The sequence below is a fragment of the Sanguibacter suaedae genome (genome assembly GCF_016342785.1).
Taxonomy (GTDB): Bacteria; Actinomycetota; Actinomycetes; order Actinomycetales; family Cellulomonadaceae; genus Sanguibacter; species Sanguibacter suaedae.
Map to the genome: position 1 here is coordinate 1 of NZ_JAEINH010000021.1, position 22,545 is coordinate 22,545.

Consider the following 22,545-nt stretch of genomic DNA (forward strand, 5'->3'; position numbering starts at 1 on the left):
CTGGTTGGCGACGGCCTGGATGGCTGCTGCCGCGGCGTCCGCGTCGAGGTAACGGCCCCCGGGGACGACGGGCTTGAGGTCCTCGTCGAGCTCGTAGACGAGCGGGATGCCCGTGGGGACGTTGAGGCCCGCGATGGTCTCGTCGTCGATGCCGTCGAGGTGCTTGATGATGGCACGCAGCGAGTTGCCGTGAGCCGCCACGAGGACCGTCCTGCCCGCCTTGAGGTCGGGGACGACCTCACCCTCCCAGTAGGGCAGGGCGCGGACGAGGACGTCCTTGAGGCACTCGGACTCGACGACGGGTGCGTCCGCGTAGCGGGGGTCCGTGTCCTGCGAGAACTCGGAGCCCAGCTCGATGGCGGGCGGCGGCACGTCGTAGGAGCGGCGCCACAGCATGAACTGCTCCTCGCCGAACTCGGCGAGGGTCTGCTTCTTGTCCTTGCCCTGGAGAGCGCCGTAGTGGCGCTCGTTGAGGCGCCAGCTGCGCTTCACGGGGATCCAGTGACGGTCGGCCGAGTCGAGGGCCAGGCTCGCGGTGGTGATGGCGCGGCGCAGGAGCGACGTGTGGACGACGTCGGGGAGGATCCCCGCGTCGGTGAGGAGCGTCCCACCGCGCTTCGCCTCGGCGACGCCCTTCTCGGAGAGGGGCACGTCGACCCAGCCGGTGAACAGGTTCTTCGCGTTCCACTCGCTCTCGCCGTGACGGAGCAGCACAAGGGTGTATGTCATGGTCCCATCCTGCCCCACGCGGGAGATCCGTGCGTGGGTCCTTCGGCCGGTGGACGCCCGCCCCGGTCCCGTCAGCCGCGACGCGCGAGATCGTAGACCTCGAGGGTCTGCTCGGCCGCCGTGTCCCAGCTGAAACGCCCTGCCGCGGCGAGGGCGCCCCGCGCGAGCCCCGCCCTGCGGACGTCGTCGCGCACCAGGTCGTGGAGGGTCCGCGCCCACGCGTGCGGGTCGTGCCCCGGGACCAGGACACCGGACACGCCGTCGCTCACCGCGGTGCGCAGACCACCGACGTCGGCGGCCACCACGGGTGTCCCGCAGGCCTGGGCCTCGACGGCGACGAGGCCGAAGGACTCGCTGCGGGAGGGCACCGCGACGACGTCGACCGCGCGGAACCAGCGCGCGAGCTCGGGGCGGGGCACGGGGTCTCGGAACACGACGTCCGCCTCGACGCCCACCTGGTAGGCGAGCGCCTGCAGCTCACGCAGCGCCGTCGGCCGCCCGCTCGGGCCCCCGAGGACCACGAGCAGGGGCACCGCGTCCCCACGGTCCGCGAGGACGCCCAGCGCCCGGACGAGCACGTCCGGGGCCTTGAGCAGCTGGACCCGGCCCGCGAAGAGCACGACGGGACGGTCGAGCGGCAGCCCGAGCGCGGCACGCTCGACGTCCCTGCCCGGCCCGTCGGGGGTGAACGTCCCCAGGTCGACACCCGGCGTCACGACGTGCACCCGCGCGGGGTCCGCGTGGTACTCGGCGACGAGGTCGTCGGCCTCCTGAGGCGTGTTCGCGATGAGGGCGTGCGCCTCCTGGACCACCTGCTCCTCACCGATGACGCGGCCCATCGGCTCCGGGGCGTCGCCCGGCGCGAGGCTCGCGTTCTTCACGCGGGCCGTCGTGTGCATGGCGTGGACCAGTGGCACGCCCCAGCGGTCCGCGGCGAGCCACCCGGCTTGGCCGGACAACCAGTAGTGGGAGTGCACGACGTCGTACCACCCCGCCTGCCGAGCGGCCTCCGTGCGCAGCACCCCGGCGGAGAAGTAGCAGAGCTGGCCCGGGAGGTCGTTCTTGTCGAGACCCTCGAACGGCCCAGCGGTCACGTGACGGACCACCACGCCGTCGGACACCTCGACGACGTCCGGCTGCGTGGACGCCGTGCGTCGCGTGAAGATCTCGACGTCCGCACCGCGCCGGGCGAGCGCAGCCGACAGCTCCGTGACGTAGACGTTCATGCCCCCCGCGTCACCCGTCCCGGGCTGCTCGAGGGGCGAGGTGTGCACGGACAGCATCGCCACCCGTGGTGAGACGTGCGTCATGCGCACCTGCGGTCGTCGTGCATCCACCCAGTCTCGCACCTGGACGGGGGTCCGGCCGCACGGTCACGACCAGGGGGTCGACCGCCGCGGACCGCGCCCGCGACGGGTCCGGGCCGAAGGTCCCAGCCGACCTGACGAGGCGTCACGGAGCATTGACGCATGGAACAGCACGGTGCACCCCTAGGCACGGCGGACCCGCTCGCCGCCCTGCGCCTCCTGCTCGACGACTCGCCCGAGGACGCCACCACCGTGGTGCCCCTCGACGCGGAGTCCTGCGAGGCCCTCGCGGACGACCACCTCGTGTGCCAGTGCAACAACGTCAGCGCCGGCGAGATCCGCCGGGTGCTCGCAGACGGCTCCTGCGGCTCCCTCGACGACGTCCAGGTCCTCACCCGGGCCGGTGGGGGCTGCGGGCACTGCCTGCCGACCGTCGCCGGCATCGTCGACGTCGAGCTCCTCAAGGTCCGACCGCTCTGACCCCCTGAACCCTTCCGCGAGCCCGCCGCGACCCGGCGGGCGGGCGGAAGATCCACCTCCTGCTCAGGCAGGCAGCACGCAGGACGGGACCGGCACCGCGACGGACGCCACGACGCGTCCCCTCCCGCGGGCGTCCACGTGCACCGCCGTCACGTCGGACGAGCCCTGGTTGGCGACGACCACGACGTCACCGTCGCGCCCGTCGTCCAGGACCGCGAAGTGCCGGGGCCAGGCACCCCCGACCGACGCGTCGCCGAGGTGCTCGAGCCGCGCCCCGTCGTGCACGGCGAACGTCGACAGCACGTCCGGCCCACGGACGGCGACGTACAGCCGCGTCCCGTCCGCGCTCAGCGCCACGTGCGACGGGAAGCCGGCGGAGCCGTCCGGGCCCGGCGTCGCACAGGCCGGGGAGGACGCGACGACGACGCCGGAGCCCGACGAGCGGTCCGTACTGAGGACGTGGACGCGCGAGTCCAGCTCCCCGGCCACGAACACCGTCCCGCTCTCGTGCACCGCGGCGTGCCGAGGCCCTGCGCCGGCCGGGAGGACGGCCGCCGTACCGTCCGGGACGAGCCGCGCGGCCGACCCGTCGGACCGCCGGTAGCGACGCACCTCGTCGGTCCCGAGGTCCATCACCCACACGAACCGGCCGCACGGGGTGGCGAGCGCGGAGTGGGCGTGGGGGCCCTCCTGCCGCTCCTCGACAGGCCCCGACCCGTCGTGGTCGAACGCCACGACCTCGTCCCGGAGGTCACCGTGCTCGTCGAGCGGGAGGGCGCTGAACGTCCCCGACGAATAGCTGCACACCCACAGGGCGTCCCGCAGCGCCACGACGTGGCACGGGTCCGCGCCGCGGACGTCCACGCTCCCCCGGGGGTCGAGACCGTCCGGGGTCACCGCGAACGCAGAGACGGTGCCGGGGGACGTCTCGCTCACCGCGTAGACGCGCGGTTGCGTGGGGTGCTGTGCCACGAACGTCGGAGCCGGCGTCGCGACGAGCAGGCGGGGTTCGGTGAACACCCGCGCCTCCTGGTCGAACCCGAGGGACCAGATCCCCTCGCCCGAGCCCGCCGGGCCGCCGTCGGGGTACGTGCCGAGGTACAGGTGCCGCATCGTGTCCTCCTCGAGGTGCCGTGCCGTGCGTGCCGTGCGTGCCGTGCGTGCCGTGCGTGCCGTGCCCGGTCCGGGCACGGCACATGTCCGGACACACCTGCGGGTGGCGGGTCAATGACCCACCACCCGCAGGTGCATCGAGCGTCTCGTCGTGGCCGTCGGGCCGACGACTCAGTGTGCGGCGGTGTACGCCGCCTTGATCTCCGCGGAGATGCGCCCGCGCTCGTTCACGGTGTACCCGTTGGACCGGGCCCACTCGCGGATGGCGTTCGCCGAGCTGCCGGACGTCGTCCCCGACCCGCGGGTGCTGCGCTTCGCAGAGGGACGGGCGGTGGAACGGCCGACCTTGCGTGCGTGACCGACCCACGAGGCGAGCGACTCGCGCAGCTGTGCCGCATTGTCCGTAGAGAGGTCGATCTCGTACGACACACCGTCGAGGGAGAACGAGACGGTCTCGTCCGCGCTCCCACCATCGAGGTCGTCCACGAGAATGACCTGAACCTTCTGAGCCACTATGGGCACCTCACCAATCTGTCGCTTCGGGCCTGATAAACATGCCCCCTGCGGACATTCTGCGTCAGATGCTCGAGATTAGCAATGTCTAACGATCCGGGTCGCTGCCGGCCTGCCCCGATTTCTCGTTCTCGCCGCGAGGCGACAGCCGGTCCAATTCCGCGAGGTTCTCGCGTTCGTTCCGGTCCGCTCGGACGATGAATCGCATCGCGAGGTAGAACAGGACGCCCACGCCGACCGAGGGGACGAGTGCCGCGACGCCGGCCCAGAATGTACTCACGGGACCACTGTACGACGGGCCGACGGCGCGCCCGTCATCCCTGGGAGAGAGGCTTCACCAGGGGGAAGAGGATGGTCTCACGGATCCCGAGGCCGGTGAGCGCCATGAGGAGCCGGTCGATCCCCATGCCCATGCCTCCGCTGGGCGGCATGGCGTGCTCCATGGCGGTGAGGAAGTCCTCGTCGAGGACCATGGCCTCCACGTCACCGGCAGCGGCCAAGCGGGCCTGGGCCTCGAACCGCTGCCGCTGGATCACGGGGTCCACGAGCTCCGAGTACGCCGTCGCGAGCTCGAACCCGCGGACGTAGAGGTCCCACTTCTCGACCTGCCCGGGCTCGCTCCGGTGGTCGCGCGTGAGCGGCGACGTCTCGACGGGGAAGTCCCGCACGAAGGTCGGCGCGTACAGGCCGTCACCGACGTGGTGCTCCCAGAGCTCTTCGACGAGCTTGCCGTGATTGACCTTCTTCGGGTCGATCGAGATCTCTACACTTTCTGCACGTCTGGTGAGTTCTTCGACGCTCGTCCGCGGCGTGATCTCCTCACCGAGCGCTTCGGACAGCGACCCGTACATGGTGATCTGCGCCCATTCGCCGCCGAGGTCGTATTCCTCTCCGTCAGGGAGCGTCACGACGGTCCCGCCCATCACTTCCTGCGCGGCCGACTGGACGAGGTTTCGCGTGAGCTCGGCCATCGTGTCGTAATCGCCGTACGCCTCGTAGGCCTCGAGCATCGCGAACTCCGGGGAGTGCGAGGAGTCAGCGCCCTCGTTGCGGAAGTTGCGGTTGATCTCGAAGACCCGCTCGATACCACCGACCACAGCGCGCTTGAGGAACAGCTCCGGCGCGACGCGCAGGAAAAGATCCATGTCGAAGGCATTCATGTGGGTCTGGAAAGGACGCGCCGACGCACCACCGTGGATGGGCTGGAGCATCGGCGTCTCGATCTCCATGAAGTCACGCCCGTGGAGGTTGTCGCGCAACGACCGCACGACGCCGGCACGCAGCCGGGCCGCGTCGCGCGCGGCGGGCCGCGCGATGAGGTCGACGTAGCGCTGGCGCACCCGACCCTCCTCGGACAGCTCCTTGTGGAGCACCGGCAGGGGCCGCAGGGACTTCGAGGCGATCTGCCACGAGTCGGCGAAGATGCTCAGCTCGCCACGGCGCGAGCTGATGACCCTCCCGTGCGCGAAGAGGTGGTCACCGAGGTCGACGTCCGCCTTGAAGGCGGCGAGGGACTCCTCCCCCACGACGGCCTGGCTGAGCATGACCTGCAGGCGTGCCCCCGCCCCGTCCTGGAGCGTGACGAAGCACAGCTTGCCGGTGTTGCGCAGGAACACGACGCGACCGGCGACACCCGCGGTGTCGTCCGTCTCCTGACCCTGCTCGAGGTGCGCGTACGCGGACCGCACCTCGGCGATCGTGTGCGTGCGCGGCACCGAGACCGGGTACGCCTCCCCGCCGGCCTGCACGATGCGGTCGCGCTTCTCACGGCGCACGCGCAGCTGCTCGGGAAGGTCGTCCTCGCCGGTGGCGGGGTCCAGAGGGGCGTCGACAGGGGCGGGGCGGTCGGCAGGAGTCACCCCCCGATCCTAGTCGCCCGGGAGCAGGTCGAGAGCGAGGTCGAGGATGGGCGCCGAGTGGGTCAGCGCGCCCACGGACATGTAGTCGACGCCCGCTGCCGCGACCTGCGCCGCGACGTCGAGCGTGAGGTTCCCCGTGGCCTCGAGCTCCACCCTCCCTACCGTCGGCTCGAGCGCACGGACCGCGACGACCGCCGCGGCGAGCGCAGCGGGCCCCATGTTGTCGAGCAGGAGGAACCGCGCCCCCGCGCCGACCGCCTCGACCGCCTGGTCCACGGTGTCCGCCTCGACCTGGACGAGGACGTCGGGGTACCCGGCACGGACCGCCGCGACGGCGGCGGTCACGGAGCCCGCGGCGACCACGTGGTTGTCCTTGACCATCGCGACGTCGTGCAGGCCCATGCGCTTGTTGGTCCCGCCGCCGCAGCGGACGGCGTACTTCTCGAGGACGCGCAGGCCGGGCGTGGTCTTGCGGGTGTCGAGGACCGTGGTGCCCGTGCCCTCGAGGGCGTCGGCCCACCGGCGGGTCGCCGTCGCGACGCCCGACGCGCGGCTGGCGAGGTTGAGCAGCGAGCGTTCCGCGACGAGGAGCACCCGGGTGGGCCCGCGGAGCTCAGCGAGCACGCTGCCTGCCGCGACCCGGTCCCCGTCACGGGCCACGAGACGGACGTCGACGGGCGGGAGCCCGAACCGGTCGGCGACCTGCGCGACGGCCTCCGGGACAACGGCGAGGCCCGCGACGACCCCGTCGGCGCGGGCCACCAGGTGCGCGGTGGCGACGGCGTCGGGGGCGATCGTCGGGAAGGTCGTGACGTCCCGGCCGGGGAAACCCCCGAGGTCCTCGTCGAGCGTGCGCCGCACGACGTCGGCGACCCACGACGGGTCGAGGTCTGCAGCGTCACTGTTCAGGGTGTCGTCGATCACGGCGCCCAACCTACCCCGCGGGGACGGCCTCCACGGCCGGCCGGTCGAGCCCACGCCACACGGGGAGGACGAAGGGCCCGGTGACGATCACGAGGTACAGCGCACCCATGATCGCGAGGGACGCCGCCACCCCGGCGCCGTCGATGAGCAGACCTGCGCCGAGCGCACCGACGGGCATCGCGGACCATGCCCCTGCGCTCACCGCGCCGTTGACCCGCGCACGCATGCGGGCGGGCACCTGCTCGAGGAGGACCGTCCCGAGGACGGGGTTGATGGAGCCTGCGGCGATGCCGCCCACGACGAGCGCCGTCGCGCAGGCGACCACGCCGGGTGTGGCCGCGAGGACCAGGCACATGGGCGGCCCCGTGAGCGCGAACCCCACGGCGAAGACCCAGCGTCGTGGGAGCCGGTGCCCCACGGCGCCGTACAGGAGCGCACCGGCGAGCGCACCGGCTCCGAACAGCCCGACGAGCAGGCCGTAGGCCCGGGCGCCGCCGAGGTGGACCTCCGCGTACACGGGCAGCGCGACGCTGAGGAGGCCGATGTCGAGCGCGTTGGTGAGCAGCACCATGGCGACCACCGCCCGCAGGAGGGGCGAGGCCCACAGCACCCGCAGGCCCGCGAGGAGCTCGTGGCGGTAGGTGAGGACCGGCTCGGGCTCGGCCGGGGCCGTCTCGAGGGACGCGGGCACCGCCCACCGGACGAGGGCGGCGGACACGAGGAACGTCGCCGCGTTGACGACGAGCACGACGACCGGTCCCCACCAGGCGACGAGGAGCCCTGCGAGCGGGGCTCCCACCATGGTGGCCGCCCGTTGCCCCGCGCCCCACCAACCCATCGCCCTCTCGAGCGGCACCCCGCCCCTCCCGGCGGCCTCCGGGACGAGCGCCGTGCGGGCGCCCTGGCCCGGGGCGTCCAGCAGCCCGGTGGCGAAGACGAGCACGAGGAGGAGCCACATCGGCAGTCCCACCGTGACGTGGAGCAGCGGGACCGCCCCGATGGTCGCGGCACCGACGAGGTCGGAGACCATCGAGGAGCGGCGGTACCCGAACCGGTCGACGAGGACACCCCCGAGCGCGCCACCGAGGACGACGGGCAGGGAGGTGGCGACGGCGAGCACACCCGTGAGGGCGGCGCTGCCCGTCTCGCCGTAGACGTACAGCGGGAGGGCGACGAGGGTGACCGCGTTGCCGAGGACCGCGAGGACGTGGGCCGTGAGGAGACCGTGCACGGCGGTCAGCCGAGGAGGTCGGGGTAGGACTGGACGACGAGCATGACCGGGCGGGTCTCCGCGGGTGCGACCGGGGCCGGGCGGGCGGACCACCGCTCGAGCAGCTCCTCGAGCTCTCCGCGCAGCTGCTCGGCCTCGGCGAGGGTGAGGGTCAGGCGGTCGTCCCCGAGGTAGGCGACGTCCTGCCAGGGCGCGGGGAGGTCGGGGCGGAGGTCGAGCGCGGCGAGGGCGCGCTCCCGGTAACCGTCGATGATGGTGGCTTCGAGGTCCCGGCTCGCGGCGGCGGCCTCGGGGTCGTGGCGGTGGTCGCCGGGCTCCCAGGTCGTGGTGCGGTGGGCGGCGTCCCACCACCGGGTGCGCCGGTCCTGGGAGTGCCCGTCGGGCGGGGTGGTGAGCTCGACGACGAGGCCGTGCTCGGCGAGGGTCCGCAGGTGGTAGCTCGCCGAGCCCGCGGCGAGACCGAGGCGCTCGGCGAGGCGCCCGACGGTCGCGGGCCCGTGGGAGCGGAGCTCCGCGAGCATCTTCAGCCGGACCGGGTGCGCGAGGGCGCGGAGGGAGGCGGTGTCCATGAGGGAACCCTAGTTCCACAACGAACCTTGTACAAGATCTGTTGTGGAACGCTCAGGGCTCCTCGTCAGGTCCCCGCGTCCACCTCGAGCACACCGTCGTCCCCGAGCCGCACCACCACCCGGCGCTCCCAGCCCGGGTCCGTCAGCGGGTGGTCCGCACGGAAGTGCCCACCCCTGCTCTCCGTCCGCGCGGCCGCCGCCGCGGTGAGCACGGTCGCCACCTGGTGGACGTTGCTCGTCTCCCACTCGGCAGCCTGCGGCTGCGCCGACGGACCCACGTCGTCCGCCGTCGCGAGGTGGGCGTCCGTCCGCACGCCGGCGAGCCCTCGGGCCGCCTCCGCCAGGCTCTCCCGGGTGCGCAGGACACCCGAGCCGCGCGTCGAGACCCGTTGGATCCGGGACCGTGTCGCCGACATCACCAGGCCCGTGGGCCCACTGCGCGGCACCGCCTGCTGCAACGGCAGCTCACCGGCAGCCATGCGTGCGGCGATGTCCGCGGCCGCCCGGTGCGCGAACACCAGACCCTCGAGCAACGAGTTCGACGCGAGCCGGTTCGCGCCGTGCACGCCCGTGCACGCCACCTCACCCACCGCGTACAGACCCCGCACCGTCGTGCGCCCGTCGAGGTTCGTCACCACACCACCCGAGTGGTAGTGCTGGGCAGGAGCGACCGGCACCGGTTCCTCCGTGATGTCGAAGCCCTGCTCGCGGAGCCGCTCCGTGATCGTCGGGAACCGACGGCGCAGGAAGTCCGCCCCCAGGTGACGGGCGTCGAGGAGGACGTGGTCGGACCCCGTCGCCTCCATCTGCCGCACGATCGCGTGCGCCACGACGTCCCGCGGTGCGAGCTCCGCCATGGGGTGCACGGCCGGCATGAACCGCTGCCCGTCCGTGTCCACGAGGTACGCCCCCTCTCCCCGGACGGCCTCCGAGACGAGCGTCAGCTGACCCCGGGCGGCCGAACCCAGCCACAGGACCGTCGGGTGGAACTGCACGAACTCGAGGTCCCCCAGGTCCGCCCCGGCGCGCAACGCGGCCGCGATGCCGTCCCCCGTGGCCTGCGGAGGATTGGTCGACGACAGGTAGACCTGGCCCACGCCCCCCGTGGCGAGGACGACCGCCCGGGCACGGACCGCGCCCACACCGTCGCGGCTACCCTCCCCGCGGACATGGAGCGTCACGCCGCACACGGCCCGACGCTCACCCCCGGGGGTCGCCGGGGCCACCGGCCCCGCGGACGTCAGGAGGTCGATGACGAGCGCGTGCTCGATCACCTCGATGCCCGGGTCGTTGCGCACCGCCTCGAGCTGGGCGACCAGCGCACGGGAGATCTCGGCGCCCGTCGCGTCGCCACCCGCGTGGGCGATCCGGTCCGCGTGGTGCCCGCCCTCACGGGTCAGCGCCATCTCACCACCGTCACCGGTGTCGAAGAGGGTGCCCAGCCCCACGAGCTGGCGCACGCGCGCCGGCCCCTCGGTCACGAGGACCTCCACGGCCGCCCGGTCGCACACCCCTGCTCCGGCGACGAGCGTGTCCTCGAGGTGCGCGGCCGGCGAGTCGCTCGGGTGCAGAGCGGCCGCGATCCCGCCCTGGGCCCACACCGTCGACCCGGACGACAGCTCGCCCTTGGTGACGAGCAGGACCCGCGGGACGCGCGTCCGCAGCTCGAGCGCCGCGGTCAGGCCCGCGATCCCCGACCCGACGACGACCACGTCGGCCTCCGCCACCCACCCCGGCTCGGGTGCCGCCAGCGTCGTCGCCAGCACCGTGGGGGCGTCAGCGACCTCCTGCGCCGACGCCTCGGCGTCGACCGTCGGTGTCACGCCTGTGCGCCGAGGGACACCTGGAACGGGGCGATGTCGAGGCCGCTCGGCTCGAGACCGAACCCGTCGGGGACCTGCCCGGGCTCCCCCGAGACCTCCACGATCCGGTTGTCGCCGTCGACGAACACGACGTGCGGCATGAACGTCCGCGCCTCCGCGTCGGCGAGCATGCCGTACGCGATGAGGATCACCGTGTCGCCGGGGTGGACCAGGTGCGCGGCAGCGCCGTTGATGCACACCTGACCGGAGCCGCGCTCCCCCGGGATCGCGTAGGTGGTCAGGCGCGAGCCGTTCGTCACGTCGACCACGTCCACCTGCTGACCCGGCAGGATGTCCGCCGCCTCGAGCAGGTCGACGTCGACGGTGATGGACCCGACGTAGTGCAGGTCGGCCTGCGTCACGGTCGCGCGGTGGATCTTCGCGATCATCATGGGACGTTGCAAGGACGTCACTGGGAGCCTCCTGGGCCGGGCGGTCGCTGCGCGGGGACGGTCCCGCGGGGAGACAGCTCCACCGCCGTGTTGTCGATCAGTCGTGTGGACCCGGACCACGCCGCGACGAGCAGCAGGGCCGGACCTGCGTAGGTTACCGGTACGTCCTCCACGGTGGACGGGTCCACCAGAGCCACGTAGTCCAGCACAACGTCCGGGGAGCCCGCGAACTTCCCGAGGGCTGCCGCCCGGACGTCGTCCGGCGTCCCGCCCTGCGCCGCCGCGTCCGTCCCGGCCCGCAGCGCACCGGGCAGGACGAGCGCGCGGCGGCGCTCGTCCGCCGAGAGGTACGCGTTGCGGGACGAGAGGGCCAGGCCGTCCGTGTCCCGCACGATCGGCACGCCGTGGACGACGACGGGCACCGCGAGGTCCGCCACCATCCGCCGCACGAGGAGCAGCTGCTGGGCGTCCTTCTCCCCGAAGACCGCGACATCCGGGCGCACGAGGTTGAGCAGGCGGAGCACGACCGTGAGCACCCCGTCGAAGTGGCCTGGCCGGGTGCGCCCCTCGAGGAGCGTCCCGAGACGGCCCGACGCGACACGCACCAACGGCTCGCCCCCCGGGTACATGTCCTCGACGGAGGGGGCGAACACGACGTCGACGCCCTCGCCCGTCAGGATGTCGACGTCCACCTCGAGCCGGCGCGGGTACGCGTCGAGGTCCTCGCCCGGCCCGAACTGCAGGGGGTTCACGAAGATGGTGACGACCACCTCGTCCGCCTGCGCCCGTGCCGCGCGGACCAGCTCGAGGTGCCCCTCGTGGAGGGCGCCCATCGTCATGACGACGGCGCGTCTGCCTGCCGGCCGTCCCGCGAGGGTCTCGGCGAGGGCTGCGCGGGTCGGGACGACGAGAGGGCGGGTCATGCCTCCACCTCCGGTTCCACCAGGGCGTCGAGAAGGTCCCGCGCCGCCGCCTCCCCGAGCCGTCCGGCGGACAGCGCCCGCGCGGTCGCGGCGCGGCTCAGCGCGCGGTACGACGCCGGGGTGTCGGCGGCATCCCGGTGCGAGGCGAGGTCGACGAGGACGTCGAGGTGCGCACGGACCGTCCCCACGTCGCCGCGGACGACCGGTCCGGTGAGCGTCGACACCGGGTCCGCGACCCCGTCGGCGGCCCGCAGCGCACCGTCGAGGGCGGCGTGGAGCAGCGGGCCCAGCGCACGGCCGGGGTTCTCCACCCCGGCCACCTGGAGGGCCTGCGCCGCCTGGGCGACGAGGACCACCAGGTGGTTCGCGCCGTGCGCCAGCGCCGCGTGGTAGAGGCCGCGGTCCGCCTCGGGCACCACGACGGGCTCGCCACCGATCTCGACGACGAGGGCCTGCCCGATGGGGAGCACCGGTCCCGGTGCGGTCACCGCGAACGTCGCACCCTCGAGACGCGACAGATCCAGCGAGGTCCCGGTGAACGTCATGGCCGGGTGGATCGCCACAGGGATCGCGCCGCGCGCACGGGCCGGGGCGAGGACCTCGGCACCGAACCTGCCCGACGTGTGGACGACGATCTGCCCCGGCTGCCACCGCCCGGTCTCCGCGAGACCGGCGACCAGCCCCTCGAGGGCGTCGTCGGGCACGGCGACGAGCACCAGCTCGGCGCGCTCCACGACGTCCTGCACGTCGAGCACCGGGACCCCCGGGAGGAGCGTGTCGATGCGCTCCCGGGACGCCTCGGAGATCCCCGACGCACCGACCACCGCGTGGCCCACGGAACGCAGGGCGCTGCCGAGCACCGCACCCACCCGGCCCGCGCCGACCACCCCGACGCCCAACCGGCCGGGTCGGGACGCTCCCGGGCCGTCCGCCCGCGCGTCACGCGCAGGGCCGGCGCTCACCGGGGGGCCTCGCCGACGGGCCCGGGTGCCGGGGGAACCGGGCTCTCGTCCGGCTGCGGGGCAGCGACCCGCGCAAGGGGCTCGGCCTCGGGAACTCCGGCCTCGGGGATCGCCTCGCCGACGGCGAGGGCCTCCATCCACCGTTCGGGTCCCGCGTGCTTGCGGGCGTCGCGGGCGCGCTCCGCCTGGTCGCGGACCAGGACGCCGGCGTCGTGCACGGCGAGGTGGACCACCTGAGGGATCACGGGCCCCGTCGTCGAGTGGAGGACGACCGTCCCGACGTCGAGCCGGCGCTGCAGCGGTCCCTGCGTCACACCGATCGACTGGGTCCGCTCGTGCGGCACCATGACGACGCTGCGCACGAGGCGCCCGCGCCTGATGAGCAGACCGCGACCGAGCACGGCGAAGCCGTTGCGCGACCACGACAGGGGGTCGAGCCAGCGGGCGCTGCGGGGGCTCGTCGTGAAGCCGTGATCCTCACCGGAGCCCGACATGGCCGCGTGGAGGACGCTGGTCGGGTCCTCGGTGCCGAGGTCGGGGAGCACGAGCCACAGGGCGCGCAGGGCGTCGTCGCGCGTGCCCACCGGGAGCAGGACCGTGCTCGCCTGCGTCGTGGACCCCATGTCCAGGCCGTAGCCCGCGACGTTGACCTCCACGCGCCACCAGTCGAAGCGCCGCCACAGGACCCCTTGCCGGAGGCGGATGGCCTGGACGCGGCCCGGGGGGATCGTCTGCGAGCGCGTCTCGAGGAGACCACGGCGCAGCCGGATCCCGTCGGGCGAGATCGCCCCCGTGAAGCCGAAGTCCCCGGTGAAACGTCCGCCGAGGAACGCCCCCACGCCGATGATGCCGGGCACGAGGGGCGCGAGGACCCCCACGTTGCCCGAGACGACGGTGGCGACGACGGCACCCACGGCGGCGAGGAGCAGGAGGATCGCGGCGACGGACAGCAGGAGCGACCCGACGAGGCGCCCCACGGGCAGGTCGAGGACCTGTCGTTCCGGGGCCTCGACGACCGGTGCGCTGCCGTCCTCCTCGACGGCTCCTGCGGCGCGGGCGAGGAGCGCGTTGCGCAGGCGTGCCGCGTCGGCGTCCCGGAGGAAACCGAGCTTCACGCCGGAGTCGAGGCCGCCGGCGACCTCGAGCTTGAGCTCGGCGAGCCCGAAGAACCGGGCGAGGAGCGGCTTGACCACGTCGATCGCCTGGAGGCGGTCGAGCCGGACCTTGCGCTGCTGCCGGAAGAGGATCCCGGAGTGCACGTGGACGGCGTCCGCGTCGTACGCGTACCGCATCATGCGCCACGACAACCAGGAGAACAGCCCCACGACGAGGCCCACTGCGAGGAGCCCGCCGACGACGAGGAGCCAGCTGTCCGTGGGCAGCCCGGCTCCCTCGCCTGCCGCCATGCCCTCGACCGACTGCTGCCCGAAGAAGAAGATGGCGACGGCGATGACGGCCCACCCGCGCACGAGCGGTGTCACGGGGTGCAGACGGCGCCACTCGAGGTCGGCCTGCGCGTCGGGGGCGGTGTCCTTGCCGTCCGGGAGGCCGGCGGTGACGGGCGCCCCGGGCGAGGGCTCCGGAGGGAGGGGGGCCCCGGTGCTCACAGTCCCGCCAGCCGGGCTTCGCCCCTCGAGGCGAGCCGGTCGCGGACGCGCGCCGCCTCCGCGGGCGGGAGACCGTCGATGTTCGCGTCGGTCGACGGCGAGGCCGTGTGGAGCTGGACGGACGCGATGCCGAGCTTGCGTGCGAGGGGGCCGGCCGAGACGTCGACGAACTGCATGCGCCCGTACGGGACGACGACGAGCGAACGGAAGAGGACCCCCTTGCGGACGAGCAGGTCCTCGTCACGCTCGGCGTAGCCGATGGACCGCACCTGGCGCCCCACGACCAGGGCGACGAGGACCCCGAGGACGGCGAGGGCCCCGGCGACGATCCACGGCCACGTGGTCGAGAGGACGGCGCCCAGGACGGCGAAGACGACGAGCGGTCCGCCGACGAACACCGCGAGGAGGATGAACCGGGCGGTCGCGAGCCTCGGCGACACGGGTTGCCACTCGATGCCGGCCGGGTCGAAGAGCTCGGAGTCGGTCGTGTCAGTCATGGGCACCATCCTGTCGCATGTCGAGGGCGTCGCCCTCATCCGGAGGGGGGAGGCGGCAGTGGCCTTCCCCGACGAGCCCGGCCGCGGTGAGCACGACGGCCGCCACGCAGGCTGCACCGGCCGCGAGCGCACGGTCCTGCTGGGGCTCGAACGCGATCTCCTGGAGCGCGAGGAGGACCTGCGCCCCGTACCACCCGACGAGCAGCGCGCCCGCCACGGCCGCGGCCTTCGCGAGCGCCGCGGTCCGCGCGGCCCGCAACGGGTCGAGGTTCGGTCGGTCGCCGCGCAGGTAGGCCCGGACAGCGCGCGCGGCCCACAGGACGACGGCCGCGAGGAGCAGGAGCAGGATCGTCACGGCCCACGGGACGGGGGCGAGGTAGTTGCCTCGACGGGACAGGAGCGCGAGGCCGCCCCAGCCGACGACGAGCACGCCCCCGGCGATCAGCGCGAGGGTCGAGACCCTGGTGCGGCCCATCATGGTGCGGACGGCTGCGCGGGCGGGTCGTCGTCCGTGGTCCGCGTGGGCCCGGTGTGCGCCTGTCCCGTCGGGGTCGGGCCCGTGTGCGACGCGCCGCGCCGCACACCCGGGGCGTCGTCGCTCTCCTGCAGCCAGTCGAGCGCGAGCCAGCGGATACCGTCCCTGTCCGGGGCGGTCGCCGCGAGGGCGGCGACGGGCCCGCCGCCGAGGCCCGGCAGCACCGCGTCGGGGTCGACGTGGGCCCACGGGGCGAGGACGAACGCCCGTTCGTGGGCCCGCGGGTGCGGGAGCTCGAGGTCGTCCGCGGAGTCGAGGAGGGCGCCGTACAGGACGATGTCGATGTCGAGGGTCCGTGGTCCCCACCGCTCGGCGCGGGTGCGGCCGTGGTCCTGCTCGACGGCCTGGCAGGCGTGGAGGAGGTCGCGCGCCGAGAGCGTGGTGCGGGCGAGGACGACGGTGTTGAGGTAGTCCGGCTGCTCCGGGCCCCCCACGGCCTCGGTCCGGGCGAGCGGCCCGACGGACACGACGTCGACCGTGGGCAGCGCGGAGAGCTCGGCGACCGCGCGACGCAGGGTCTCCTGGGCCTCGCCGAGGTTGGCGCCGAGAGCGAGGACGACGTCCACCGGCGCGGACGGCAGGGAGTCCATGCGGTCCATCGTGAGGTTGAGCACCGTGGTCGCGTCGGGTCCGTCGTCGCGGTCGTCGAGCGTCACGTCGTCCCGTCCGGCGGCCACGGGGACGGCCGGCGGCGTAGCAGGCGCAGCGGTCGTCGCCCGCGGTTCCCCGGCCGGGGGCGTCGCGGCCCGGGGGCTCTGCGCAGGTGACCCGATACCGGGGAGGGGCGGCATGATGCTCGTCTCGCCCACGTCCGCGCTGCGAGCGGGCGCCGTGCGTGCCTGGGCCGGTGTGTCACCGGTCTGCGCCGCCGGCCGGCGGACGACACCGAAGACCTCGGGGCGGCGGGGTCGCTCGCCGTCCGGGGCGGAGGCCTCGCTCCGGCCGATCTCCTCGGCCGACGGAGCGGGAGCGACACGCCTGCCGATGACTGTCGGGCCCGACGTCGGACGCCGCTCGGAAGCGCTGACGGAACCGACCGGCACGACGGGACCGGTGGGGACGACGGGCCCCGGGGCTCCTGCCGTCGACGGCTCCGCCGCCCGCGTGCCGTCGAGCACGCGGGGAAGGATCGACGTCGACCCGAACCGGTCCGGCTCGGGGAGGGAGCGGACGGGATCGCTGTGCACGGGGTCACCGTGGACGGGCTCGGTGCGGCTCGGCTGGTCGGGGCCGGCATCGAGGTTCGGGCCGTCGCCCGGTGACGCCGGCTCCTCGACGGGATCCGCTGTGCTCGGCGGTGGTGGGGGCGGCACGGGGGGCAGCGCCGGCGCCTCGACGGGTTCAGGGACGGCCTCGCGGGCCTGCACGGGCTCGGGCTCGACGACGTGGTGCACGGGGTCATGGGCGAGGCCGGAGGGTGCGGTCTCCTCGAGGACCGGTGGCACCACGGGAACGTTGACGCGGTCCCGGTGGATGGTCACGGTCACGTCCGCGAAGGGCACCGGGATGGGCGCCTGGGGCTTGTGCACGGTGACGTCGACGGCGAGGACGAGGCGGTGGGACAGCGCCGAGGCGGCGATGGCCTCGGCGACCGTCTCGACGAGGTTCACGGGCGCACCCGCGAGGATGTCCGCGACGTCCTGCGCGACGACCGCGTAGCTCACCGTGGCGTCGAGGTCGTCCCCGCGCGCGGCGGCGCGGGTGTCCAGGTACAGGGTGACGTCAGCGCTGAAGTCCTGGCCGGTGCGCCGCTCGCTGTCGAGGACGCCGTGGAAACCGCGCGCGGCGACGCCTCGCAAGGTGATCTGGTCGAGCGGGTACCCGCTGTCGCCCACGACCGACCGTTGTGCCACCGTGCTCATGGGGTGTCCCCGTCCGTCTCTCGTCCGCTGCGCCGTCGCGCGCCCAACCATGCCTGAGCGACGTGGACCGCGTCCACCGACCCGGGCACGTCGTGCACCCGGACGCACCACGCCCCCGCCGCAGCAGCCAGCGTACTCACGGCTGCCGTCGCCCCGTCACGCTCGAGCGGCGGTGCGGGCGTCCCGTCGGCGTCGGCGAGGAGGTGCCCGAGGAACCGCTTGCGCGACGCCCCGACGAGCACGGGCAGGTCGAGCGCGGCGAGCTCGTCGAGACGGGCGAGCAGCGGCCAGTTCGCCGAGCCTGCCTTGGAGAACCCCAGCCCGGGGTCGAGGACGAGCTGCTCGCGCCGCACCCCTGCCCCGGTGAGGGCCTCCACGCGCTGCTGCAGCTCGTCGCGCACGTCGACGACGACGTCACCGTAGTCGTCGAGCCGGTCCATGACGTCCGCAGGGCCCCGCCAGTGCATGACGACGAGCACGACCCCGGTGTCGGCGACGACATCCGCCATCCCCGGGTCCGCCAGTCCCCCGGAGACGTCGTTCACGACGAGCGCGCCCGCGTCGACGGCACGGCGTGCCACCTCGGCCCGCGTCGTGTCCACCGACACGGCCGCACCGCGCGCGGCGAGCTCGCGTACCACCGGGAGCACGCGCTCGAGCTCGTCCTCGAGCGCGACCCGCGCGGCGCCCGGCCGGGTCGACTCCCCACCCACGTCGAGGAGGTCCGCGCCCTGCTCGACGAGCGCCAGGCCGTGCGCGACGGCAGCGGCGGGCTCGAACCACCGGCCCCCGTCGGAGAAGGAGTCGGGCGTGACGTTGACGACCCCCATGACGAGGGTGCGGTCGACCGCGAGGTGCGCGGGCAGCGGCGCAGGGTGACGCACGGGTCGGTCCCTCAGCGCCCGATGATGAGGCTCATGGCCTCCGCACGGGTGGCGCTGTCGCGCATCTGGCCGCGGACCGCGGACGTCACCGTCCGGGAACCGGGCTTGCGCACCCCGCGCATGGACATGCAGAGGTGCTCGCACTCGACGACGACGATCGCACCGCGCGGTGCGAGGGCGGCCACGAGGGCGTCGGCGACCTGCGCGGTGAGGCGCTCCTGCACCTGGGGGCGGCGGGCGTAGACGTCGACGAGGCGCGCGAGCTTGCTCAGCCCGGTGACCCGCCCGTCGGGGCCGGGGATGTACCCGACGTGGGCGACACCGTGGAAGGGCACGAGGTGGTGCTCGCAGGTGGAGTACACCTCGATGTCCTTCACGAGGACCATCTCCTCGTGACCGATGTCGAACGACGCGCTGAGCACCTGCGTCGGGTCCTGACGGAGCCCGGCGAAGGTCTCCGCGTAGGCGCGCGCCACGCGGTCCGGGGTGTCACGGAGCCCTTCGCGGTCGGGGTCCTCGCCGACGGCGAGGAGCAGCTCGCGGACCGCGGCGCGCGCCCGCGGCACGTCGACGCCGTCCACGCTGCGCGCCACCGTGGTCGGCCCCGAGGGGTCGGTCGCCCCGACGAGGTCGTCGGGGCCGCCCGTCACCACGTCAGACCGTCCCGTCGGCGGGCGGCTCGGTCTTGTCGAGCTCGACCGTCCCGCCGGGCGGGACCTCGGAGACGGGTGCGGCCGGCTTCTCCTCGCGGGCAGCGGCTGCCTCGTCCTCGGGGATCACGGGACCGTCGCCGTGGGCGGCGCGCTCCGCCGCCGTGAGGACGGGCGGGCGCTCGGACACGGCGCGCTGCTCGCTGGAGAGCCACACGTCGCGCGGCGGGCGCTTGACCACGGGGGCGAAGATCTCGGCCAGCTCCTGCTGGTTGAGGGTCTCCTTCTCCAGGAGCTGCAGGACGAGGTCGTCCAGGACGTCCCGGTACTCGACGAGCACCTCCCAGGCCTCGTCGTGGGCGGACTCGACGAGCTTGCGGACCTCGTGGTCCACGGTGCCGGCGACCGACTCGGAGTAGTCGCGCTGGTGCCCCATGTCGCGCCCCATGAACGGCTCGCTCGAGCCCTGGCCGAGCTTGATCGCCCCGACCCGCTCGCTCATGCCGTACTCCGTGACCATCTTCCGGGCCGTCGCGCTGGCCTTCTCGATGTCGTTCGAGGCGCCCGTCGTGGGGTCGTGGAAGACGATCTCCTCGGCGACGCGGCCACCCATGGCGTACGCGAGCTGATCGAGCAGCTCGTTGCGGGTGGTCGAGTACTTGTCCTCGGTGGGCATGACCATCGTGTAGCCGAGCGCACGGCCGCGGGGCAGGATCGTCACCTTCGTCACGGGGTCGGTGTACCGCATGGCGGCCGCCACCAGGGCGTGCCCGCCCTCGTGGTACGCCGTGATCTTCTGCTCCTTGATGTTCATCACCCGGGTGCGCTTCTGCGGACCGGCGATGACACGGTCGATCGCCTCGTCGAGCGCGCGGTCGTCGATGAGCTGGGCGCCGCTGCGCGCCGTGAGGAGCGCGGCCTCGTTGAGGACGTTCGCGAGGTCGGCACCGGAGAATCCCGGGGTGCGGCGGGCGACCGCGCGCAGGTCGACGTCGTCGACGAGCGGCTTGCCCTTGGCGTGCACCGTGAGGATGTCGGTGCGGCCCTGGAGGTCGGGCGGCTCGACGGCGATCTGCCGGTCGAAGCGTCCCGGGCGCAGGAGCGCCGGGTCGAGGATGTCGGGACGGTTCGTGGCCGCGATGAGGATGACGTTCGTCTTGACGTCGAACCCGTCCATCTCGACGAGGAGCTGGTTGAGCGTCTGCTCGCGCTCGTCGTGACCGCCCCCCATGCCCGCGCCACGGTGGCGCCCCACGGCGTCGATCTCGTCGACGAAGATGATCGCCGGGGAGTTCTCCTTGGCCTGCTGGAACAGGTCCCGGACGCGGGACGCACCGACGCCCACGAACATCTCGACGAAGTCCGAGCCGGAGATCGTGTAGAAGGGGACCCCGGCCTCGCCGGCGACCGCGCGGGCGAGGAGGGTCTTCCCGGTTCCCGGGGACCCGTAGAGCAGGACGCCCTTGGGGATCTTGGCGCCGACGGCCTGGAACTTCGCGGGCTCGGAGAGGAACTCCTTGATCTCGCGGAGCTCCTCGACGGCCTCGTCCGCACCGGCGACGTCCGAGAAGGTCACCTGCGGGGTGTCCTTGCTCACGAGCTTCGCCTTGGACTTGCCGAAGCCCATGACGCGCGAGCCGCCACCCTGCATCCGGCTGAGGATGAAGTAGAAGATCACGCCGATGATGAGGAACGGCACGAGCACGGACAGCATGGACGCGAAGAAGCCTGCTCGGGCGATCTCCGAGTTGTAGCCCTTGTCGGGGTCGGCGGCCACGACGGCCGCCACGACCTGCTCGCCCTGGGGCTCGACGTAGAGGAACTCGACGTCCCGCCCGAGGTTCTCGCCGTCGACCGTGAGGTCCTCGGTGAGGGTGAGCCGCACCCGCTGGTCACCGTCGACGACGAGGGCCTGCTCGACCGTGTCACCGGCGAGGAGCTCCAGGCCCTTCGACGTGTCGATCTTGGAGACCTTGTCACCGAGGACGGCCGACAGGGCGAAACCGAGGATGACGAGACCGAGGACGATCCACAGGAACGGCCCACTGAAAAGACGCTTGATGTTCATCGGCGACGGGGCGATCCCCGCATCCTTCCGCTCGCGCACTGGGTAGGACGTCGAAACTACACGCGCTACCTGAGGTTTTGCTGGTCGGTCGCGCCCTGTTCGCCCAGGGCGCTAAGTCGTGCGGCAGCGCGGCCGGGCCGCGCCGCCGGGGGTTCAGCTCGAGTAGACGTGCGGCGCGAGGGTCCCCACGTACGGGAGTGTCCGGAACTTCTCGGCGTAGTCGAGGCCGTACCCCACGACGAACTCGTTGGGGATGTCGAAGCCGACGTACCGGACGTCGACCTCGACCTTGGCCGCAGTGGGCTTGCGGAGCAGCGACGCGACCTCGACGGAGGCGGGACCTCGGCTGCGGAGGTTCGAGACGAGCCACGACAGGGTCAGGCCCGAGTCGATGATGTCCTCGACCACGAGGACGTGCCGGCCGCTGAGGTCGGCGTCGAGGTCCTTGAGGATGCGGACCACACCCGACGACTTGGTGCCGGACCCGTACGACGAGACCGCCATCCAGTCCATCTCGACGTCGCGGTGGGTGATCCGCCGGGACAGGTCGGCCATGACCATGATCGCGCCCTTGAGCACTCCCACGAGGAGGAGGTCCTTGCCCTCGTAGTCGGCGTCGATGCGGGCGGCCATCTCGTCGAGCTTGGCCCCGATCTCCGTCTCGCTGAGCAGGACGCTCTCGATGTCGCCGTTGTCAGCTGGTCCCACGGGAAGACTCCTCGGTCGGTCGGGTGGTGGATGGTTCCGTCGCGGGCCGTCCGGCCGTCGCGCGCTCGAGGACAAGCCTGCCACAGTCACGACGTGCCAGGACCGCGCCCGGCAGGTGCACGGGGCCCTGCCCGTGCCACTCCGTGACGAGCCTGTCGATCTCGAGGACGTGCCGACGCGCGAGGGCCCCGGGCGCGCTCCCGGCGGCGACGGCCGCGCGCCGTAGCGCGCGCGTGCGGACGGCGGCCGGGGCTCCGAGGAGGACCTCCGGGTCGAGCCCACCGCCCTGTGGCTGCGCACGGCTCAGCAGGTCCTCGGCCGCCGACGACAGCGCGACGTCGTCGTCGTGGAGCTGGTCGGCGGTGCGGGCGAGCGCCTCGGTGACACCGGGACCGAGGACGTCCTCGAGCACCGGCAGGACGGACGTGCGGACCCGGGACCGCAGCGGCGCCCTGTCGACGGTGCCGTCGTTCGTCGGGTCGTCCCACCAGGTGAGGCCGAGGTCACGGCAGACCCGCTCCGTCCCGGAGCGCCGGAGGCCGAGGAAGGGACGCAGCAGCAGGCCGTTCCGTGCGCGCATCCCGGCGAGCGACCGGGCACCCGACCCGCGGGCGAGCCCGAGGAGGACTGTCTCCGCCTGGTCGTCCAGCGTGTGACCGAGGAGGATCGCGACGGCCCCGTGCCTGTCGGCGGCGGCGTCGAGCGCCGCGTAGCGGGCGTCCCGGGCGGCCGCCTCGAGCCCCCCGGCCCCGGGCCCCGTCGGGACGTCGACCCGGACGACGTCGACGGGTCCCAGACCGAGGTCACGGCACCGCTGGGCTGCCGTGCCCGCGACGGCCGCGCTGCCGTCCGCCAGGTCGTGGTCGACCA

General features: G+C 73.5%; 23 protein-coding genes. 1 reads left to right on the forward strand and 22 read right to left on the reverse strand.

Annotated features, from left to right (window positions below):
* The coding region (locus tag JAV76_RS14505) for a phosphoglyceromutase (RefSeq protein ID WP_198734790.1) at positions 1–729 on the reverse strand (729 nt) is incomplete at its 3' end.
* A 71-nt stretch (positions 730–800) separates the two neighbouring features.
* Positions 801–2,039, reverse strand: a complete 1,239-nt coding sequence (gene mshA, locus JAV76_RS14510) for a D-inositol-3-phosphate glycosyltransferase (protein WP_198734791.1) — start codon at positions 2,037–2,039, stop codon at positions 801–803.
* A 159-nt stretch (positions 2,040–2,198) separates the two neighbouring features.
* On the opposite strand from mshA, the gene JAV76_RS14515 reads away from it, so the two are divergent.
* Entirely contained in the window at positions 2,199–2,516 is a 318-nt protein-coding gene (locus JAV76_RS14515; RefSeq protein ID WP_198734792.1) for a (2Fe-2S)-binding protein, read from the forward strand.
* A gap of 63 nt (positions 2,517–2,579) precedes the next feature.
* Here JAV76_RS14515 and JAV76_RS14520 read toward each other — a convergent pair whose 3' ends face one another.
* The 20 genes from JAV76_RS14520 to tilS all read right to left on the reverse strand — a co-directional run.
* Positions 2,580–3,629 carry a lactonase family protein gene (locus JAV76_RS14520; RefSeq protein ID WP_198734793.1) on the reverse strand — a complete coding sequence of 350 codons (1,050 nt, stop codon included), beginning with the start codon at positions 3,627–3,629 and terminating at the stop codon, positions 2,580–2,582.
* A 171-nt stretch (positions 3,630–3,800) separates the two neighbouring features.
* Positions 3,801–4,142: a histone-like nucleoid-structuring protein Lsr2 gene (locus JAV76_RS14525; protein WP_198734794.1), complete on the reverse strand. Its 342-nt coding sequence runs from the start codon at positions 4,140–4,142 to the stop codon at positions 3,801–3,803.
* 88 nt (positions 4,143–4,230) lie between these two features.
* On the reverse strand, positions 4,231–4,422 hold the full coding sequence (locus JAV76_RS14530; protein ID WP_198734795.1) for a hypothetical protein: 192 nt from the start codon (positions 4,420–4,422) through the stop codon (positions 4,231–4,233).
* 34 nt (positions 4,423–4,456) lie between these two features.
* Entirely contained in the window at positions 4,457–6,001 is a 1,545-nt protein-coding gene (lysS, locus tag JAV76_RS14535; RefSeq protein WP_372403711.1) for a lysine--tRNA ligase, read from the reverse strand.
* 9 nt (positions 6,002–6,010) lie between these two features.
* A complete protein-coding gene (nadC, locus tag JAV76_RS14540) occupies positions 6,011–6,925 on the reverse strand; it encodes a carboxylating nicotinate-nucleotide diphosphorylase (RefSeq protein WP_198734796.1) in 915 nt (304 codons plus the stop codon).
* A 10-nt stretch (positions 6,926–6,935) separates the two neighbouring features.
* Positions 6,936–8,156: an MFS transporter gene (locus JAV76_RS14545; protein WP_307844279.1), complete on the reverse strand. Its 1,221-nt coding sequence runs from the start codon at positions 8,154–8,156 to the stop codon at positions 6,936–6,938.
* Positions 8,157–8,161: 5 nt separating this feature from the next.
* The gene (locus JAV76_RS14550) at positions 8,162–8,725 is read right to left on the reverse strand and encodes an ArsR/SmtB family transcription factor (RefSeq protein ID WP_198734797.1); all 564 of its coding nucleotides are present in this window, start codon (positions 8,723–8,725) and stop codon (positions 8,162–8,164) included.
* Positions 8,726–8,790: 65 nt separating this feature from the next.
* Positions 8,791–10,548: an L-aspartate oxidase gene (locus tag JAV76_RS14555; RefSeq protein WP_198734798.1), complete on the reverse strand. Its 1,758-nt coding sequence runs from the start codon at positions 10,546–10,548 to the stop codon at positions 8,791–8,793.
* Positions 10,545–10,976, reverse strand: a complete 432-nt coding sequence (gene panD / locus JAV76_RS14560) for an aspartate 1-decarboxylase (RefSeq protein WP_230402361.1) — start codon at positions 10,974–10,976, stop codon at positions 10,545–10,547. Before panD ends, JAV76_RS14555 begins: the two co-directional genes overlap by 4 nt.
* Positions 10,977–10,996: 20 nt before the next feature.
* Positions 10,997–11,902: a pantoate--beta-alanine ligase gene (gene panC / locus JAV76_RS14565; RefSeq protein WP_198734799.1), complete on the reverse strand. Its 906-nt coding sequence runs from the start codon at positions 11,900–11,902 to the stop codon at positions 10,997–10,999.
* Entirely contained in the window at positions 11,899–12,864 is a 966-nt protein-coding gene (locus tag JAV76_RS14570; protein ID WP_198734800.1) for a Rossmann-like and DUF2520 domain-containing protein, read from the reverse strand. Before JAV76_RS14570 ends, panC begins: the two co-directional genes overlap by 4 nt.
* Entirely contained in the window at positions 12,861–14,471 is a 1,611-nt protein-coding gene (locus tag JAV76_RS14575) for a PH domain-containing protein (protein WP_198734801.1), read from the reverse strand. Before JAV76_RS14575 ends, JAV76_RS14570 begins: the two co-directional genes overlap by 4 nt.
* Entirely contained in the window at positions 14,468–14,968 is a 501-nt protein-coding gene (locus tag JAV76_RS14580; RefSeq protein ID WP_198734802.1) for a PH domain-containing protein, read from the reverse strand. The genes JAV76_RS14575 and JAV76_RS14580 overlap by 4 nt, the downstream gene beginning before the upstream one ends.
* Complete coding sequence (locus JAV76_RS14585; RefSeq protein WP_230402362.1) at positions 14,961–15,446, reverse strand: DUF3180 family protein; 486 nt, start codon at positions 15,444–15,446, stop codon at positions 14,961–14,963. Before JAV76_RS14585 ends, JAV76_RS14580 begins: the two co-directional genes overlap by 8 nt.
* Positions 15,443–17,365 (reverse strand): 2-amino-4-hydroxy-6-hydroxymethyldihydropteridine diphosphokinase, encoded by a 1,923-nt coding sequence (gene folK, locus JAV76_RS15025; protein ID WP_230402363.1) that lies wholly within the window; start codon positions 17,363–17,365, stop codon positions 15,443–15,445. The genes JAV76_RS14585 and folK overlap by 4 nt, the downstream gene beginning before the upstream one ends.
* Complete coding sequence (folP, locus tag JAV76_RS14600; RefSeq protein ID WP_198734811.1) at positions 17,362–18,195, reverse strand: dihydropteroate synthase; 834 nt, start codon at positions 18,193–18,195, stop codon at positions 17,362–17,364. The genes folK and folP overlap by 4 nt, the downstream gene beginning before the upstream one ends.
* A 65-nt stretch (positions 18,196–18,260) precedes the next feature.
* Entirely contained in the window at positions 18,261–18,842 is a 582-nt protein-coding gene (gene folE, locus JAV76_RS14605) for a GTP cyclohydrolase I FolE (protein ID WP_307844282.1), read from the reverse strand.
* 61 nt (positions 18,843–18,903) lie between these two features.
* Complete coding sequence (gene ftsH, locus JAV76_RS14610) at positions 18,904–20,967, reverse strand: ATP-dependent zinc metalloprotease FtsH (protein ID WP_198734812.1); 2,064 nt, start codon at positions 20,965–20,967, stop codon at positions 18,904–18,906.
* Between the two features lie 153 nt (positions 20,968–21,120).
* On the reverse strand, positions 21,121–21,675 hold the full coding sequence (hpt, locus tag JAV76_RS14615) for a hypoxanthine phosphoribosyltransferase (protein ID WP_198734804.1): 555 nt from the start codon (positions 21,673–21,675) through the stop codon (positions 21,121–21,123).
* Positions 21,662–22,545: tRNA lysidine(34) synthetase TilS (tilS, locus tag JAV76_RS14620; protein ID WP_198734805.1), on the reverse strand; the 884-nt coding region annotated here is incomplete at its 5' end. The genes tilS and hpt, both read right to left, overlap by 14 nt.

Excerpts from the sequence above, each read along its gene's own strand:
- panC (WP_198734799.1), bottom strand. The coding sequence starts at position 11,902 with ATGACCCGCCCTCTCGTCGTCCCGACCCGCGCAGCCCTCGCCGAGACC.
- mshA (WP_198734791.1), bottom strand. The coding sequence starts at position 2,039 with ATGACGCACGTCTCACCACGGGTGGCGATGCTGTCCGTGCACACCTCG.
- JAV76_RS14515 (WP_198734792.1), top strand. The coding sequence starts at position 2,199 with ATGGAACAGCACGGTGCACCCCTAGGCACGGCGGACCCGCTCGCCGCC.
- panD (WP_230402361.1), bottom strand. The coding sequence starts at position 10,976 with ATGATCGCGAAGATCCACCGCGCGACCGTGACGCAGGCCGACCTGCAC.
- JAV76_RS14580 (WP_198734802.1), bottom strand. The coding sequence starts at position 14,968 with ATGACTGACACGACCGACTCCGAGCTCTTCGACCCGGCCGGCATCGAG.
- folP (WP_198734811.1), bottom strand. The coding sequence starts at position 18,195 with ATGGGGGTCGTCAACGTCACGCCCGACTCCTTCTCCGACGGGGGCCGG.
- ftsH (WP_198734812.1), bottom strand. The coding sequence starts at position 20,967 with ATGAACATCAAGCGTCTTTTCAGTGGGCCGTTCCTGTGGATCGTCCTC.
- JAV76_RS14585 (WP_230402362.1), bottom strand. The coding sequence starts at position 15,446 with ATGATGGGCCGCACCAGGGTCTCGACCCTCGCGCTGATCGCCGGGGGC.
- JAV76_RS14550 (WP_198734797.1), bottom strand. The coding sequence starts at position 8,725 with ATGGACACCGCCTCCCTCCGCGCCCTCGCGCACCCGGTCCGGCTGAAG.
- folK (WP_230402363.1), bottom strand. The coding sequence starts at position 17,365 with ATGAGCACGGTGGCACAACGGTCGGTCGTGGGCGACAGCGGGTACCCG.
- JAV76_RS14520 (WP_198734793.1), bottom strand. The coding sequence starts at position 3,629 with ATGCGGCACCTGTACCTCGGCACGTACCCCGACGGCGGCCCGGCGGGC.